This is a genomic window from Desulfosporosinus fructosivorans (assembly GCF_004766045.1).
Lineage (GTDB): Bacteria > Bacillota > Desulfitobacteriia > Desulfitobacteriales > Desulfitobacteriaceae > Desulfosporosinus > Desulfosporosinus fructosivorans.
Genome location: NZ_SPQQ01000014.1, coordinates 25,060 through 42,375, shown reverse-complemented (window position 1 = coordinate 42,375; position 17,316 = coordinate 25,060). Strand labels below are relative to the sequence as shown.

Sequence of the window (17,316 nt, the reverse complement as noted above, 5' to 3'; positions counted from 1 at the left end):
CAATTCATGAATTCCCCTTACTGGTTAAGCCCTTGGACAGTATACTATGTGCTATCTTCTGAGCCAACGATCCAGAGCGAATTTGTTGGTTTCACGGTTTAGGTCGGCTAGGCTTGTTGTCAACGGTATGTCCTTAGGACATGCACGAACACAGTTTTGGGAATTACCACAATCTGAAATCCCACCTTCATCGAGTAACGGTGCCAACCGTTCGTGCTTGTTCATTTCCCCTGTCGGATGAGCATTAAAGAGACGAACTTGATTTATGGCGGACGGTCCAATAAATTTCGAGCGTGCATTCACTTGAGGGCAAGCTTCCATACAGCATCCGCAGGTCATACACTTCGATAATTCGTAAGCCCACTGGCGCGTTACTTCTGGCATACGTGGCCCGGATCCCAAATTATAAGTCCCATCAATCGGAATCCAAGCATGGACTGTTTTCAGGTGATCGAACATGATTTGCCGGTCAACCATGAGATCTCTTACCAACGGGAATTTTGTCAATGGTTCGAGGACGATAGGTTGAGTTAGTTTGTCAATCAGAGCTGAGCACGCTTGTTTCCCTTGTCCATTAATATTCATAGTACAAGCTCCGCAAACTTCCTCAAGACAATTACATTCCCACACAACGGGGGTGGTCTTTCGCCCTGAGGCGGTTACTGGGTTTTTTTGAATTTCCATTAAACAAGAAATAACGTTTAATTTTTCTCGATAAGGAATATCAAATTCTTCCCAACGAATTGGCTTATCTGGACCATCTTGACGACGAATTTTAAAGTGGATTGTTTTTTGTTCAGCCATTCTTTTCTTCACCTCCTAATTCTCTAATTAATAATGGCGCGGACGCGGCGGAATCAAGGATACGTCAACCTCTTCATAACTAAGTTTTGGACCACTAGGGGTCCAATCGGCTATCGTTGTTTTTAGGAAATTTTCATCATCACGCTCAGGATATTCCGGTTTATAATGTCCCCCCCGGCTCTCGTTGCGGCGCAAGGCCCCTAAGGTAATGACTCTTGCCAGTTCTAACATGTTCCAGAGCTGACGGATGAATGTGCCTTCCTGAGTACCCCATTCTAAGTTATCGCTTCTGCCAATATTCTGCCAGCGTTTCATCAACTCCTGAAGGACCACGTCGGTTTCAGCTAATTTATCGTTATAGCGTATGACGGTCACATTCAAAGTCATAATATCTCCGAGTTCTTTGTGGATATGGTAGACATTTTCTTTGCCTTTCATAGCCAGGATCTTCTTCCACTGCTCGTCTTGAAGTCTCTTCTCTTCCATAAAGACAGGCTCAGTGCCGCTTGGGGTTTGAAGTTTGTTTTTCTTAATGTACTCCATCACTTTAGGTCCAGCGACCATTCCCCCATAGATTGCCGAAAGCAACGAGTTCGCTCCCAGACGGTTTGCTCCATGGTATTGGTATTCACATTCCCCAGCAGCGAAAAGTCCTGGTATATTCGTCATCTGGTCATAATCTACCCACAGTCCACCCATGGAATAGTGAACCGATGGGAAAATCCGCATGGGGACCTTCTTCGGATCATCACCGACGAACTTCTCATAGATTTCTATGATTCCCCCCAGTTTACGTTGTAAGACCTCGGGATCGATATGCGACAGATCAAGGTATACCATGTTTTCACCATTAAGACCTAGACCTTGGTCAAAGACAACTTCATAAATAGCACGAGTCGCTATGTCGCGAGGAACTAGATTTCCATAGTCCGGAAACATTTCTTCCAAGAAATACCATGGCTTGCCATCCTTATAGGTCCAAATACGTCCGCCTTCTCCACGGGCTGATTCAGACATTAGTCTGAGCTTGTCATCGCCCGGTATGGCTGTGGGGTGGATCTGGATAAACTCCCCGTTAGCATATTTAACCCCTTGTTGATATAACGCTGATACAGCGCTCCCTGTACAAATCGTCGAGTTGGTGCTTTTGCCAAAGACCGCGCCCGGTCCACCCGTTGCAATAATCACGGCGTCCGCTGCAAACGACTTAATGCTCATGTCCCGGAGGTCTTGTGCGACAATCCCTTTACACATTCCTTCATCAAGGACGGTCGAGAGCAATTCCCACTGCTCGTATTTTTGGACTAGGCCTTCTACTTCATATCGCCTAACTTGTTCGTCGAGTGCATAGAGAAGTTGCTGACCAGTTGTAGCCCCTGCAAAGGCAGTTCTGCAAAATTTAGTTCCACCAAATCGACGAAAATCGAGTAACCCTTCCGGCGTTCGGCTAAACATGACGCCCATTCGATCCATCAAGTGAATGATCCCTGGAGCTTCATCACACATTGCTTTTACAGGTGGTTGATTGGCTAGAAAATCGCCACCGTACACTGTATCATCAAAGTGAAGCCACGGAGAGTCCCCTTCTCCTTTGGTATTAACTGCTCCGTTAATGCCACCCTGGGCGCAGACCGAGTGTGACCGTTTTACTGGTACTAAAGAAAATAAGTCGACGTGCGTACCGGCTTCGGCCATCTTGATCGTTGCCATCAGCCCTGCAAGTCCGCCTCCTACTACGATGACTTTACTCATCCCCTTGACCCTCCTAAACTCTTTGTTCTTAGTTTTATTGAATATCGCTTAAAGTTATTTATCCGTTAAGGTCCTACTTCTCGTTCCTGAAAATGCAAGTGAGACCTCAAATTCTCCTTCTACTTTAAGAAGGCTGAAATATCTGCTAAACCAATTGCCGATATAAGTATGAACACAGCGGTTAAGGCATACATCAATATTTTTTGGGAGTGAGGCCCAACTGTGATACCCCACGTGATCGCAAAAGCCCATAAGCCGTTGACAAAATGGAAAATTGCAAACAATACACCAAAAGTATAGAATACCAATCCCAAAGGCTGGTTGAGGAATTCTGAAAGTCTTGCAAAATTTGCTTCTCCGCCAATACGCATAAGGTAAACGTGAATAACTATAAAGAATACTGTATACAGACCCGATATTCGTTGGATAATATAAAACCAATTCCGGGCGTACTTGTACCTCAAAACATTACTTTGCCCGGTATAGACCACCCAGGTTCCATAGATGGCATGAATGGCAATCGGAATAAATATGACGACAAGTTCAATGATAAAAATTGCTGGGAAATCTTGCATGGTACTAATTACTTTGTCATACAGTTCTCCCCCCCCAAGGGCGGTTAAATTAAGAAACATGTGAAACATCAAAAAAAGGCCGATGGGCACGAGTCCTAATAACGAATGGACTCTACGAATCAAAAAATGATAAGGTTTTTGTGTCGTACTCATAAATCTCTGGTCCTCTCCTCTCAACATCTTTTTGGCAAACATAGAATTGGAATGATCCATTCGTTTTCCTAGTCGGCTTTCAAAATATAGAATATGCAAGCTCTATGCCATATAGTTTAAAATTAACTATATATTCTGTTAATTATTAAAAATACTGAAAATACACTGTAATTAGTGGCTTTCAGGTAATTAATCTTTAGCAAAAAGCATCTGAAAATTACTATATTAATAGTCCCTACTTTTAATTCAACCCAAAAAGACACACTCTAATTTCTAATTTATAGAATTTAGTAGTCAAAACTTCTAATTATTAGATTCTTGTTAAAATTCATCCCCGCTATGACATTGTTCTGAGTTTGTTATAAAGTGTGGCCAAGGATATTTTCAGTGCTTTTGCGGCTTGCTTCTTTCCTTCGACTGAGTCGCCGTAACGCTTCATGGCCAGGCGGATCATCTGCTTTTCCATTTGTTCGATAGGCATAATCTCTCCACTTACCACCTGATCTTGTAGCAAAGGTGTCTGTGAATCTACGAGATTGAGCATAGATTTATGGGTAACGATTTCCCCTTCGACAGTAACTATGGCTCGTTCCAAGACATTCTGTAGTTCCCTTATGTTTCCTGGCCAGTCATAATGCATCAACAGTTCTTCTGCTTGGCTTGTTAAACCCATCACGTGTTTACCAAATTTGCGGTTAAATTTTGCAATTAGGGAATGGACATACGCTGGAATATCCTCTTTATGTTTGCGCAAGGGTGGTAAGCGCAATTCAAGAACATTGAGTCGATAATAGAGATCTTCGCGAAAATCTCCTCTTTTGGCCAACTCAAGTAAATTACGGTTGGTAGCTGCAATTACGCGGACATCTACCTTGATAGTCTGGGTACCTCCAACTCGCTCGAATTCCATTTCTTGTAATACTCTAAGCAGTTTGGCCTGTAAATAGGGGTTCATATCTCCGATCTCATCTAAGAAAATCGTCCCTCCATTTGCCAACTCCATTTTTCCAAGCTTTGTTTTCACTGCTCCTGTGAAAGCTCCCTTTTCATGTCCAAAGAATTCACTTTCTAGTAACGTCTCTGGAATTGCTGCACAGTTTACCTTGATAAAAGGCTTGTCTAAGCGCAAACTGGTACCATGGATGGCGTGAGCAAATAATTCCTTTCCGGTCCCTGATTCTCCTGTAATGAGAATGGTCGAGTTACTCTTCGCCGCTTTACGAGCCAAATCCAAAGCACTTTCAAATTCAGGATGGCTTCCAATCAGGTCATCAAATGTATAGGAACTCGTAGAGATTTGATTGATACGGCTTTGCAAATCATCAATCACTTGATTAGACGCTTTCAACTGTTCCATCAATTTATAGATGTCCGTTAGTGGCTGAAATACCACGACTGCACCTTCCATTTTCCCGTCAACGACAATTGGGGATGCATTTGAAATTACATCCACATTCGAGCCACCAACTTGAGCCCTGTGAGCGAACACCGGTTCATGTGTCCTAAGAGACCTCGCTAGCGCACCATTGGGAGAAACATCAAAAATATTGTGTCCAATCCGCTGACTCGCTGGAATTGAAGTAACCCGACTAAATGACGGATTGACATATTTAATCTCTCCATCAATGCCTGCGACTTCAATGGCTTCTTGAACAGAGTTCAAAACAGTATCCAGTTCACCTTTTAGACGTTTTATATCCGCCAGCTTTTCTTTTTCTTCTATAATGTACATCATAAGATTGGCCCCTTGGGCCTCCACCATTGCACTGGTCTTTGCTTTATTTCGTTCTAATTGTTCTTGTACGATGGGGTCACCTGTCGCTTCTATAATAACATCGAGATTGGGGACGTTTAAAAAGGCATTCAAAGTCATACAGGTCGCTACACCGTCTACCCTTGCCATCTCCATCCCTGGATTCTGTTCTAAAAGATCACAGACCACACTGATATCAATATGGTCAATACTACGCAGGGTTTTATAGACTGTCGAACCCCCTCGTCCCATGCCCACTATACCCACTCGTACCTTCCGATCCACTATTTAACCCCCTTCTCATGCTTCTTGGGTTATTATTGCAATTATTAGAATATTCTTTATTGATTAGCCGATCTCCTTTAAATATATTATAATTTTTAGAAATATATTTAATTACATAGACACAATAAATAAACCCCGCCTATCGAATCGGGGTTAAAAGATTAACCACCAAGAATTCGAAGTTCGGGGTTTAATAGACAACTTTCACTTAAACTTGAGATAAGTTTTCATGTATGTTTGGGGGAATACTCACCAAAGCTTTCTTAAAAATAAAACGCCAAAAGATAAAGCATGGAGATAAAAACAGAAACTAACATCAACGGAAACGCTGTTTTCATAAAGGCTATAAAGCCAATATGGACTCCATTTTTCTCAGCCATGCCCGCAACAATTACATTTGCTGAAGCGCCAATGATCGTTCCATTCCCTCCTAAACACGCTCCCAAAGCTAGGGACCACCAAAGAGGTTCTAATCCAGTTGGAGAAATCCCTCCTAAAGTACCCATTTCATGGATCAACGGGATCATAGTGGCCACAAAGGGGATGTTATCCACAAATGCTGAAGCAATAGCGGAAAACCATAAGATCAACATTCCTGCCATTGTAAAATTACCAGCTGTCGCATCAATTGCCCAGACTGCCATCGCCTTTATTAAGCCCGTCTCAATCAAACCACCGACTACAATGAAAAGTCCAATGAAAAAGAAGATCGTCGGCCATTCCACCGTTAATAGCACTTCTTCTGGATCTTCTCTAGTTATTAACATCAAGAGGACTCCACCTGATAAAGCAATCGTCGCTGACTCTAAATGGAAGGTCTGATGCGTGAAGAAGCCCAGTAAAACAAGCCCAAGCACGAACAAACTCTTTTTTAAAAGAACATAATCTTTAATGGCCAGAATAGGGTCAATTTTCATGATCTCCGCTTTAAGATCATCTGTGACTTGGAGTTGACGACGATATAAGAAATAAAGAATGGCCATTATTGCGATATGGATGATCAATACTACGGGTGCTAAGTTCATGGCAAAGTCCATAAATCCCAAATGAGTTTGACTTCCGATCATAATATTGGGGGGATCTCCGATTAAAGTAGCCGTTCCACCCACATTACTGGAGAATATTGTGCTTAACAAGAAGGGCATGGGGTTCAAATTGAGTTTATCCGTAACACTAAAAACGATCGGCACAATCAGTAAAACTGTAGTGACATTATCTAGTAATGCAGATAGCATTGCAGTAACCGTTGCCAAGGCAATCAGGATCATAATTGGTTCTCCCTTGGCCACTCGGACAGCTTTTAATCCTAGATACTCAAAGACTCCTGTTCGACGCGTAATACCGACCACAATCATCATACCGACTAGAAGTCCTAACGTATTCCAATCAATATGATGAATCGCCGTTTCTTGTGATACTACCCCCAAAAGAATGAGCAGCATTCCACCGAGTAAGGCAGCTATGGCACGATGAATCTTTTCAGAGAGTATTAAGGCATAAACAATAAGGAATACAACAATTGCAATATACGCCTGCATTTTTTCATTTCTCCTTTGTTACATTTTTATATTCGAATAATTAATTACCGTTCAATATCTCCCTTCCTACGGAAGAATTCAACGTAGTCCAACCCCTACCCGAATGTTTTTATTTTAATACCGGTGGTATTGATTTGCAATACATTTATTTGATTACATTTTTTTTGTACAGTTGTTTTTGTGATTATGGAGGGAATTGAAAGTATCCTATAGTTTAACCTTGTATTTGTTAATTGGTCTGCCTACAAAACCATACCGGGTTTCTAGGAATATCTTTCCACTTTTCTCTAGATATTCAAGGTAACGACGAGCGGTTACCCTAGCTAGCCCTAGTCCTTCGGCCACCTCCTCTGCTGAAAGACATAACTGCTTCTCATTAAGATAATTGAAAACTTTATGTAACGTAATCTCACGTAACCCCTTAGGCAATCCTTCTCTGTTAAGATTAAATTCGACTTCGCCAACAGTCGAAATCTTAATCAGTCGGTCTAAATCCTCCTGATTCATCTCTCCTCGATCTCGCAATTGTTCATAGTAAGACTGGTAATTATTCAGCGCTGCTTGAATCCGCTCAAATTTAAAAGGTTTAATGATATAATCAATAACCCCGAAACGTAAGACATCTTGCACTGTCGAAACATCTTGAGCTGCTGTAATCATAATTACATCTGATGGTATGCCTTGGCGCCGAATCTCCTTTAGAACCTGAATCCCGTCTAGATCGGGAAGATAAATATCTAGGATGACTAATTGCGGTCTTAAAGACTGAATTATTGTTATAGCTTCTTGACCAGTTCTGGCTGTGCTTATAATACTAAATCCTTCGATACGTTTGATAAATCCTTCGTTCACAGCCATGACCATCGGATCATCTTCAACTAGCACCATGTCAATATGATTCATAATGTCATCCTCCCCTGATGAACCATATTGCATACGCTATAATACCTCCTATTAACGTCATATCATTCACATAATAATTCGTCAATTTATTTACAATTCCTTCTATATAAAATGATAAACAATTAAATATTTAAATTCTTATAAATATTTAGGTTATCTATGTCTAAAATATTGTATACTTGAAATATTTTTCTTGTCAGTAGGCTTATAAAGTGATAATCTTGACTATATTGAAATGAAGCAATGGCGCTTCTTAAAGATTTGGAAATAATCTTTAAGGGGGGTCTTTTTGTTTCTTTTGGGGTAAATTGAGTGTAATTGATTTTGAAATCATGAAAGGGGTAATAAAATAATGAAAATCTTTGGAGAAAACGTTTTTAATGAAGCTGTAATGAGAGAACGTTTACCGAAAACAACTTACAAATCCTTGACTAAGACGATCGAAGAGGGACTCCCACTTGATCCTGGTGTCGCTGAAATAGTAGCCAACGCTATGAAAGATTGGGCGATTGAAAAGGGAGCGACGCATTTTACCCACTGGTTCCAACCACTGACTGGAATCACTGCTGAGAAGCACGATTCCTTTATCTCCCCTACGAAACACGGCCTAGTAGCTATGGAATTTTCCGGTAAGGAATTGATTCAGGGTGAGCCTGATGCTTCCTCCTTCCCTAGTGGAGGACTTCGCGCTACATTTGAAGCAAGAGGCTATACCGCTTGGGACTGCACCTCTCCTGCTTTTCTAAAAGAAGATGCTGGCACCTTAACTTTATGTATCCCCACAGCTTTCTACTCTTATACTGGAGAAGCGCTCGACAAAAAAACTCCTCTTCTTCGCTCTATGCAGACGCTCTCCAAACAAGCCTTACGTCTCTTACGTCTGTTCGGCAATACATCAACTACTCGTGTCACTAGTACGGTTGGAGCAGAGCAAGAGTATTTTCTTGTAGACAAAAAATTATTTGATAAACGAATGGACCTTATGCTCACTGGTCGAACACTATTTGGAGCTATGCCTCCTAAAGGCCAAGAACTAGAGGATCATTACTTTGGAAGCCTTAAAACTCGTGTAGCCGCCTTTATGCATGAATTAAATATGGAATTGTGGAAGCTCGGAGTTCTTGCCAAAACTCAGCATAACGAAGTGGCTCCTGGACAGTTTGAACTAGCACCCATATTTGGAACAACAAATATTGCCACCGACCATAACCAACTTGTCATGGACAGCATGAAAAAAGTGGCCCTCCGACATGATATGGTTTGCTTGCTTCATGAAAAACCCTTTGCTGGAGTTAACGGTTCAGGTAAACATAATAACTGGTCTATGTCGACAGACGATGGGCATAACCTCCTCGACCCCGGCCCTACCCCTCATGAAAATTTCCAATTCCTGACGATAATATGTGCAGTTGTTAAAGCTGTTGATGATTATGCTGAGTTACTTCGAGTTTCTGCTGCTAACCCTGGTAACGACCACCGTCTAGGTGCCAATGAAGCACCGCCTGCCATTATCTCCATTTTCCTGGGTGATCAACTCACTGATATTTTTTCCCAACTTCAAAATGGAGGACTCAGCCGCTCCCTTCAAGGAGAAAAATCTGCCAGCGGAGTTAAAACACTGCCCGCATTCCGTAAAGATTCAACGGATCGCAACCGCACCTCGCCCTTCGCTTTTACCGGAAATAAATTCGAATTTAGAATGGTTGCTTCCTCTCAGTCAATCTCTGGCCCTAACGTTGTTCTTAATTTAATTATCGCTGAGGTCCTCTCTCAATTTGCTGATCGTCTAGAACAAGCAACCGACTTCGATCAAACCCTTCAAGAAATCCTTAAAGAAACCGCTAAGAATCACAAGCGAATCCTCTTTGATGGCAACGGATATTCTGAAGAGTGGGTTGAAGAAGCCGCTAAACGTGGACTCCCTAATATCTCCTCCACCGTTGATGCTGCGCTTGTTCTTATGCGCCAGTCTACGATCGACTTGTATGAAAAACACAAAGTATTGAACCGAACAGAACTAGAATCTCGTTATGAAATAAATTTAGAACAATATTCCAAACAGATTAACATTGAGGCCCTAACCATGATCGACATGGCCCAACATCAAATTATTCCAGCGGCTATAAAGTACTCTACTCAACTAGCGAATTCCATCATTGCCATTAAATCTGCGTCCAGCGCTGCAGATGTATCGGTTCAAGAAGAGCTTCTGAACGCTCTCTGCTCGACCCTTGTTTCCTTGAAAGCAAACTTAACCACTCTAGAAGAAGACGTTCAAGTAGCTAATGCTATGACAAATGATGCCTATGAACACGGTGTTTATTATCGAGATGTCGTTTTCAAAGCTATGGAAGCCCTTCGGCATGATGGCGATAAGCTGGAAACAATTATTGACGCTGACATTTGGCCACTTCCCACCTATGCACAAATGTTATTTATGCTTTAGTAAAACTCGTTCAACTAAGTTTGAACGTAGAGACTTCGAAACCTTACAGTAAGATAGTGAGACACCCGCTTGTAGAAATCGGTGTCTCACCTATTGGACGAATGTTCAAAACTCTCCTTAACTAAAGACAAATCCCGGTTGCAAGCAACCGGGATTTGTCTTTAGTTATAGTAATTTATAAATCATTAATAGGTCTCTTTCTCCGTTATTCCTTCGTTATGCTAATAGAAGCGGTTTGCGGCAATGCTAAACCTGCGGCCACTTCCATCGTTTTCAGAATCCCTGAAACTCCAGGGCAACTGGGATGTGGGCTATATTTGGCAAACACTTCATAGACTCTCCCAACATGCATTTTATTGAAAATCTCTTTATATGCCTCAACTTCTGTTAACTCCTTGGCAATTTTTTGGTAATTAGGACAATCACTTGTTATTTCTAACTGTACTTTATTATCCTCATCGCTCACTGCTTTAACATTAATTGTAAAACCACATACCCCGGCGTGTATTACCCCTGTTGCCATGATAATTCTCCCTCCAGTACTACTTTTTAACATTATTCGCAAGACCCCCATTTCTAAAAGTGGGGGTCTTGATAAACTTCAAGGTAGTGGAATCCCAATCTGAAGTCTCGGTCTTTATTTTTAGTGTAGACGGGCGTTGACTTATTTCTTAACTTCGGGAAGCTTGCTCTCGGGACGCTTAATTCCTAATATGGGAGCCGAATGGTCTTTTCCTAAGAAGAAATTCGACCAAGAAGAAGTCTGGTAAAAATCCCAGTTAGCGGGTGGCACTGGGGGAACATCTAACGAAGCTTCTTCACCATATTTCTTGAGTCTTGCATAAGCTCTAACCCAGACGCATTTCTTTTCTTTAGGATAAACTTCACACCAACCATCTAAGCTCCCACCACACGCCCCATTGCGTTGATTTTTTGGACATTGGGACATTGGGCAGAGATAAGCCAAATCCAACATGGCACAGTCACCACAGTCCTTGCAATCAAGCATTACAACCTTGGCAAGATGTTCAACAGCGTGCAGACCCTTTTCGGTTTTTTTCTTTCCCTCTGCCGCACGATACATACCGCGCATCATAGGAAACAACTTTTTGTTCGGTGTGAACAAGAGACCATGCATACCTCGCATCATTGTATACATTGCACCTGCTGGGGCATCTAAGGGGCGATTGGCACGATTTGCAGGTCGATCTGTATTCAAGCCAGTTTTCTCGTCTTTTTCAAAGTAGTAGAATCCATTCGTTTGAGGATAATCAAATTCCTTAACAAAATCTTTCCATTTAGGGAATAGTTCCTCCCCCTTGTCAAGGATGTATTCTAATTGTTCGTATTTTAGGTTATGCCCACCAATATGAACTCCGGCAACACCTATGCCTTTCAAGATCGCGTACAATTTGGCCGCTCTCAGCATCCGTTGGCCTACCCCTTTATCTGGAGCGCTTTTTTCATCATTTAGCTCTGCCAAAAGCTTGTCTGTGACTACACAACCAGGTAATTTATTTTGATTCATGACATTTGCCGCTCCATAAGGGAGAACATAAATATTTCCCACGACCGGTATATCAAGCTTATTGATCTTCAAGAACTGGATAACTTCGTGGCATTTCCGAGCATCATACCCAAGTTGTGTTACCACAAATTGAGCGCCGCCTTCAATTTTCTTCTTCAGCTTATAGTACTGAATCATCAGTTCAGCCTCAGTGGACTTGAAGGGGGATACAGCCGCTCCTGCAAAAAAATCACAAGGTTGGTTATGGGTTGAACCCTTGAAGCCAGGGATTTCTAAGCCCTTATTCATTTCTGAGATGAGTTGCAGTGTATTAGAGGGATCAAGATCAAAAACCGGCTTAGGACGTCCTTTAAATCCAGAAACTGTGTAATCTCCTGTCATAACTAAGAGGTTGCGAACTTTTGCCCGGTCTAAGGCATGTAATTGACTTTCCATTTGATTGCGGTTCTTATCTTTACATGTAAAATGGACCAAGGGTTCAATACCCATTTTTATAATTTCCATTCCCAAATAATCAGCAAGGATTGCAGGATTACCTCCAGGGTTATCAGTGATGGTAAGCGCATGGACCCTGCCACCCTTAGCTGCTTGCTCAGCAGAGGCGATTGCAGTTTCCTGGGCCTTTTCGTTTGCGCCTCTGCCCGGTACGAGCTCCCACGTCACGGATAGAGTGTTCTTGTCGAGTAATGACTCTTTGAACTTATTTTCCATTTCCTAGTTCCTCTCCCTTTTCACCTATTAATCCCAAGTATATCTTTTATTTATACTATAGCCATTATAACCTAATACTGGTTAAAATGGTCTAAAAACTTAAAGAATATTTTCACATGTGGCTAATTTAATCGTTCAAGATACATACTATCCATGAAATAGTTGGAGAATGTGGAACTACCGCCGAGTTCAACATGACTAATCTTTTTATATAGTTCCGTAGCCATCGCCATTTCTTTGTGGTCTAACAATGCTAGTATTGCCCCTACGTGTGCGGCATTTCCCACTGTCTTTATTTTGTATTCAGCGATATCTGGAACAAGTCCAATATTTAAAATGTTAATGGCCTTGAGATAGGTGGCAAAGGTTCCCGATAAAGTCACCGAATCGAGCTCTGATACGGTTATTCCAGCCATTTCTACGAGAGTTTTAATTCCTGCACAGACGGCCCCTTTGGCCAATTGCAGTTCCCCAATATCTTTTTGACTTAGGGTTATATCCTGGCCTTGATCAGATCCATAAGCCAAGACAAATTCGCGGCCCTTCTCAGCGGGTCGAATCCGTTCTTTAAGTCCAATCGCAAGCGTTTCCGCCTTTTCTGGATCGACAATTTTTCCTTGTTTGTTAATGACTCCCGACTGCCGCATCTCATCGATCGCTTCGATAAGGCCAGATCCACAAATCCCAATAGGTTCCTGCTCACCAATCACTTGATAGGATACTCCCTCTTCCGAGATAGTTACACTTTCAATGGCACCCTGCTTTGCTCTCATTCCATGGGCGATGCCTGCACCCTCAAAGGCAGGGCCAGCTGCGGTAGAACATGCTAGCATTGAGTGACCTGTCTTTAAGAAGAGTTCACAGTTGGTCCCTAAGTCAATGAGCAAATGGTTACCTGGTTCCAGAACTGCTGGTGCCCCCACAATGGCCCCTATCGTGTCCCCCCCTACAAAACTGCCTATATTCGGTAGTAACAAGATTCTAGCTTGGGCATTTAGTTCCAGACCCAATTCCATCGCCGAGAATTCCAACGGTTTGTTGCACACAGCGACGAACGGTGAAACTGCCAAATGGGATGCATCCAAACCAAGTAAGAGATGATGCATTGTAGTGTTTCCAACAATTGTCATTTTTAAAATCTCGTCTTTACCTACATTTGTTTGAACTGAAAGTTCTTCGAGCAAGTGGTTAATTGTCCTCCTGATTGCTACACGTAATGCCATGGCGCTCTCTTGGCTTTCCATAGCAAACGAGATACGAGAAATTACATCTGCACCATAGGCTGTCTGTTCATTTTCAGTAGAAACAACCTTTAGTATATTTCCCTGATTTAAATCGATCAAGGCCACCGCAACACTAGTTGTTCCAACATCGACTGCAACACCGTAAAGCCTATTTGTGGTATTACCAGACTCAATTTCCAAAATTTTGTCTTCAGTAACTGTAGCAGTTAGGCTGAAATTATCGGCTCGTAAAATGTCTGGGATCTTACCTAAAATATATAGACCTGTCTTGTCGTAACTCCTACCTGTGACAGTGCTCAGCACATCCACTACGCGATCCCAGTCTCCGCGCTCATCCTCTAGTGTAGGTTTGCTAGATTGGATAAACACTTTTTCAATTCCTGGATTTAAGGTTGTCGTTTTCATTTCCAAGAGAGCACTTACTTTACGATCTTGACTCTCCACAAAATTTAGTTCAATGACCATCCCTTCTTCGGGCTTCACAGTACAAGCAAGTCGAAGTCCCGCCTGTAATTCGATTTTATTGAGATGCTTTTTATCGCTATCGGTAGGCGGAGAGACATATCCGAGCATCCGCACTTTGCATTTACCACACGTACCTTTGCCATTACAGATATTCTGTACAGGAAGATGATGTCGAATCAGCGCTTCCATTAAAGTTTCCCGATCTTCTGGAATTATCACATGATTTGGGAGTATTGTTATTTTCATAATTTACCTCCTAACAACATATCTGCTGTAACTGCCCGTCCCGGTTCGACATGCACTGTGTCTTGCCCAGTTTTTCCATTTAATAGGATAGCTAAAAGACGAAGATCCCCTTCTTCTTCGCCCACGTCCCACCCAAAAAAGTCAGCAATCTGGCAAACCTTTTCTCGGTATTTATCAATGTCTTTCGTTCCCAGTGTAACGATCAAAACCGCTTTATTATAATTACCATACAACATTTTAATAAGATCAGTGGCTTTCTTCTGCCCATAGCGATCGACGTATTCTAGGTACTCAGCATAGGGAGTCCGACCGTAGTCCAGCCACCCTCGGCTGAAATAGTAGGTTCCCGGATTTTCCTTGAGTAAACTGAGTTGCCTTTCGTTTGAACCAAGCAGAAGAGAAATACAATCATGAGTTTTTGGCAAAAGCAACGGTACACGTTTGGAAAGTAAACCGACGACAACGTTTGAACATCGACTATAGGTCGTAATTATCAGTTCGTAATCCTGGCTTTGGTCAATAAGTTCCTGAAGTCGTACGTGTAGTAGATCTGGTTTGCCGTGGTAATTAAAATCAAGGAACTCATTATCCATAGTTTCTGGAATCCCCAGCGAACGAACTTCGTTCTTGGTGGAATCACAACCGATGAGTTTAATTTTTATGGCGATCTCCTCACTCTAACTGTTTTAAGTCAAAATTTTCTCTATTTTCCAAACCCACATAGTCCTTTTTTGAGAATTCATTAATTACCTAATATATTCGCTACATTCCTCGAATTTCCTTCTATTTTCCCAGTAACAGCCTAAAAACTCTAAAAAACCTAGAGATAGTTTTGCATCAAATTTCGTCACTATTATCTCAAATAGGCCAATGCCATCTTTCGGTGCATTGACCTATTTCCTATACATTAAACGATTATCCCCTTTTATAAGTGGAGACGGGGATGCAACAACTTTATTAAAATTCGAATTTCTTATTTCGGAAAGCCTTGAGATACATGGCACAGTATGCATCTCGTCCTGCCAGTGCTTCCGCCGTTACTATACTGGCCATCATCATTTTGTCCAACGGGTCAACGATCATGCCATCTAATCCTTTAGCAATAGCCATAACTGCAAAGCCACGATTCATAAATTTCCGTTCTGGCAAGCCATAGGATATGTTAGACAGCCCACACATCGTATGAACCCCTTTAAACTCAGACATAATAGCTTCAACAGAATTAATGAATTCCATGGCAAACGTGTTGTTTACGGAGATTGGTTGTACCAACGGATCTACATAAATATTACCGATCGGTACGTTAGCTTGAACGAGCCCATTAATGAGCTTATCGGCAATTTTCAACCGATCTACCATTGTTTCTGGCATCCCATCATCACTCATACAAAGAGCCACAACTTTTAGGTCCGTTCCTGAAAGTATAGGAAGCAAAGCCCCATAGCGATCTTTTTCCAGAGAAATGGAGTTAATCATTGGTACCCCTTTGTGCACAGCAAAGGCCGCAGCGATCGCTTTTGGATCAGGACTGTCTATGCAGCAAGGACAATCAACAATTTCCTGAACAGTTTTCACAAGCCATGCAAGGTATTCTGGCTCTTTATCAAGAAAGATACCCGCGTTAACATCAATATAATGTGCTCCAGCGTCGAATTGATCCTTTGCTACTTTTTGGACTACTTCAACATTTTGTTCTTTGATAGCCGCACCAATGGCTTTACGGCTTGCGTTAATAAGTTCTCCAACAACTAACATTTCTCTTCCTCCTCCAGTTTTTTTAAACTACTCCGCTCGCCCCTATGGCTAGCAAACTACCCCTCTTTCACCTCAATGTATTGTGCTAATTTCAAGTCACCGAGTATTAATACTTAAGCATTGTGTTGCAGACTTTTAATAATCTGAATATTTATACTATAATTTTAGCCATAATTCTTAGATTATTACATGGATATTCTTGTCTTATCTTGATTAATCTAACTGAGATTCTTGCTATTTTACTGTCTGGATAAAAGCGCCTATTTTAAGTGGTCCCATCCAACTTCTAGGAAACTTGGAGAATGGAAATCTATGACCAGCGCACAGGAAAACTGAGTAGTCATTGGTCAAAAATGGCTTGATTTTCTAATTAAGATCAAAACAAATAAAAGTAGTGCACAATAAATTTTTTGCCCCACTTTTCTTCACGCGTGCATATATTATTTCATTTACTATGTTCACAATGAATATTTGATTGCGTAGTTCAGTGTGTGTACTCACACTTTACTTTACAAGTTTTATAGCCAAATCAACAGCTTTCACTACATCTGCTGCAAAACCATCTGCATTGATTGCCCGTGCAAATTCTTGAGTTGTTGGACTTCCACCAATAATTATCTTAACTTTATTACGTAGATCTAGACGATTGAGTTCCCTTATTGTCTCAGACATCATACCTAAAGTAGTAGTAAGCATAGCAGACATCGCTAGAATGTCAGGCTGGTGGTCTATAATTGCTTGTGCAAAGTCCTCAGGTTGCACATCAATTCCAAGATCGATGACTTCTAATCCTGAAGCACAAAACATCATGACAATTAGATTTTTCCCGATATCATGTAAATCTCCAGCCACAGTACCAATAACTACTTTACCAACAGAAGATTGCTGTGGATTCATTAATAACGGCTTCAATACATGCAACCCCGCATGCATTGCCCTTGAGGAGATCAATACATCCGATATATAAATAGCTTTATCTCTAAATTGTTCACCTATTTCATGCATGCCCGGCATTAATGCTTTGTCAATGACTGTTCTTGGATCTATCCCGTTCTCAATAGCAAGTATGGTGAGTGTCTTTACCCGATTAGCCTGCCCTCTAATTAAAGCTTTAGTTATTAATTCTAATTCAAATTCTGAAGTTATCAATAGAGTTCA

At 41.6% G+C, this 17,316-nt stretch carries 13 protein-coding genes; 1 reads left to right on the top strand and 12 read right to left on the bottom strand.

Annotation, left to right across the window (positions count from 1 at the left end; translation table 11 throughout):
* Nucleotides 1-51 precede the first annotated feature (51 nt).
* From sdhB to E4K67_RS25200, 6 genes are all read right to left on the bottom strand, one after another.
* Nucleotides 52-804, bottom strand: a complete 753-nt coding sequence (gene sdhB, locus E4K67_RS25225) for a succinate dehydrogenase iron-sulfur subunit (RefSeq protein ID WP_135551814.1) — start codon at nucleotides 802-804, stop codon at nucleotides 52-54.
* A 27-nt stretch (nucleotides 805-831) separates the two neighbouring features.
* On the bottom strand, nucleotides 832-2,556 hold the full coding sequence (gene sdhA, locus E4K67_RS25220) for a succinate dehydrogenase flavoprotein subunit (protein WP_135551812.1): 1,725 nt from the start codon (nucleotides 2,554-2,556) through the stop codon (nucleotides 832-834).
* A 119-nt stretch (nucleotides 2,557-2,675) separates the two neighbouring features.
* A complete protein-coding gene (locus tag E4K67_RS25215; protein WP_135551810.1) occupies nucleotides 2,676-3,284 on the bottom strand; it encodes a succinate dehydrogenase cytochrome b558 subunit in 609 nt (202 codons plus the stop codon).
* Between the two features lie 337 nt (nucleotides 3,285-3,621).
* A complete protein-coding gene (locus E4K67_RS25210) occupies nucleotides 3,622-5,322 on the bottom strand; it encodes a sigma-54 interaction domain-containing protein (RefSeq protein WP_135551809.1) in 1,701 nt (566 codons plus the stop codon).
* Between the two features lie 263 nt (nucleotides 5,323-5,585).
* Nucleotides 5,586-6,860, bottom strand: coding sequence for an ArsB/NhaD family transporter (locus tag E4K67_RS25205; RefSeq protein WP_135551807.1), 1,275 nt, complete (start codon nucleotides 6,858-6,860; stop codon nucleotides 5,586-5,588).
* A 207-nt stretch (nucleotides 6,861-7,067) separates the two neighbouring features.
* Entirely contained in the window at nucleotides 7,068-7,763 is a 696-nt protein-coding gene (locus E4K67_RS25200; RefSeq protein ID WP_135551805.1) for a response regulator, read from the bottom strand.
* 352 nt (nucleotides 7,764-8,115) lie between these two features.
* Here E4K67_RS25200 and E4K67_RS25195 point away from each other — a divergent pair, with 352 nt between their 5' ends.
* The gene (locus E4K67_RS25195; RefSeq protein WP_135551803.1) at nucleotides 8,116-10,209 is read left to right on the top strand and encodes a glutamine synthetase III family protein; all 2,094 of its coding nucleotides are present in this window, start codon (nucleotides 8,116-8,118) and stop codon (nucleotides 10,207-10,209) included.
* Between the two features lie 205 nt (nucleotides 10,210-10,414).
* Here E4K67_RS25195 and E4K67_RS25190 read toward each other — a convergent pair whose 3' ends face one another.
* The 6 genes from E4K67_RS25190 to E4K67_RS25165 form a co-directional block, all read right to left on the bottom strand.
* Nucleotides 10,415-10,765: a DUF6951 family protein gene (locus E4K67_RS25190; RefSeq protein WP_243454623.1), complete on the bottom strand. Its 351-nt coding sequence runs from the start codon at nucleotides 10,763-10,765 to the stop codon at nucleotides 10,415-10,417.
* Between the two features lie 108 nt (nucleotides 10,766-10,873).
* Nucleotides 10,874-12,448 carry a methylenetetrahydrofolate reductase C-terminal domain-containing protein gene (locus E4K67_RS25185; RefSeq protein WP_135551801.1) on the bottom strand — a complete coding sequence of 525 codons (1,575 nt, stop codon included), beginning with the start codon at nucleotides 12,446-12,448 and terminating at the stop codon, nucleotides 10,874-10,876.
* Between the two features lie 122 nt (nucleotides 12,449-12,570).
* Nucleotides 12,571-14,403: an ASKHA domain-containing protein gene (locus E4K67_RS25180; RefSeq protein WP_135551799.1), complete on the bottom strand. Its 1,833-nt coding sequence runs from the start codon at nucleotides 14,401-14,403 to the stop codon at nucleotides 12,571-12,573.
* A complete protein-coding gene (locus E4K67_RS25175) occupies nucleotides 14,400-14,996 on the bottom strand; it encodes a DUF1638 domain-containing protein (protein ID WP_338031917.1) in 597 nt (198 codons plus the stop codon). Before E4K67_RS25175 ends, E4K67_RS25180 begins: the two co-directional genes overlap by 4 nt.
* A gap of 364 nt (nucleotides 14,997-15,360) precedes the next feature.
* Entirely contained in the window at nucleotides 15,361-16,158 is a 798-nt protein-coding gene (locus E4K67_RS25170; protein ID WP_135551795.1) for a methyltetrahydrofolate cobalamin methyltransferase, read from the bottom strand.
* Between the two features lie 504 nt (nucleotides 16,159-16,662).
* Nucleotides 16,663-17,307 carry a cobalamin B12-binding domain-containing protein gene (locus E4K67_RS25165; RefSeq protein WP_135551793.1) on the bottom strand — a complete coding sequence of 215 codons (645 nt, stop codon included), beginning with the start codon at nucleotides 17,305-17,307 and terminating at the stop codon, nucleotides 16,663-16,665.
* Nucleotides 17,308-17,316 lie beyond the last annotated feature (9 nt).

Bases quoted from the DNA above. Each gene is read 5' to 3' on its own strand.
- E4K67_RS25170 (WP_135551795.1), bottom strand. From the start codon at position 16,158: ATGTTAGTTGTTGGAGAACTTATTAACGCAAGCCGTAAAGCCATTGGT.
- E4K67_RS25215 (WP_135551810.1), bottom strand. From the start codon at position 3,284: ATGAGTACGACACAAAAACCTTATCATTTTTTGATTCGTAGAGTCCAT.
- E4K67_RS25205 (WP_135551807.1), bottom strand. From the start codon at position 6,860: ATGCAGGCGTATATTGCAATTGTTGTATTCCTTATTGTTTATGCCTTA.
- E4K67_RS25185 (WP_135551801.1), bottom strand. From the start codon at position 12,448: ATGGAAAATAAGTTCAAAGAGTCATTACTCGACAAGAACACTCTATCC.
- sdhB (WP_135551814.1), bottom strand. From the start codon at position 804: ATGGCTGAACAAAAAACAATCCACTTTAAAATTCGTCGTCAAGATGGT.
- E4K67_RS25195 (WP_135551803.1), top strand. From the start codon at position 8,116: ATGAAAATCTTTGGAGAAAACGTTTTTAATGAAGCTGTAATGAGAGAA.
- E4K67_RS25190 (WP_243454623.1), bottom strand. From the start codon at position 10,765: ATGTTAAAAAGTAGTACTGGAGGGAGAATTATCATGGCAACAGGGGTA.
- E4K67_RS25175 (WP_338031917.1), bottom strand. From the start codon at position 14,996: ATGGATAATGAGTTCCTTGATTTTAATTACCACGGCAAACCAGATCTA.
- sdhA (WP_135551812.1), bottom strand. From the start codon at position 2,556: ATGAGTAAAGTCATCGTAGTAGGAGGCGGACTTGCAGGGCTGATGGCA.
- E4K67_RS25200 (WP_135551805.1), bottom strand. From the start codon at position 7,763: ATGAATCATATTGACATGGTGCTAGTTGAAGATGATCCGATGGTCATG.
- E4K67_RS25180 (WP_135551799.1), bottom strand. From the start codon at position 14,403: ATGAAAATAACAATACTCCCAAATCATGTGATAATTCCAGAAGATCGG.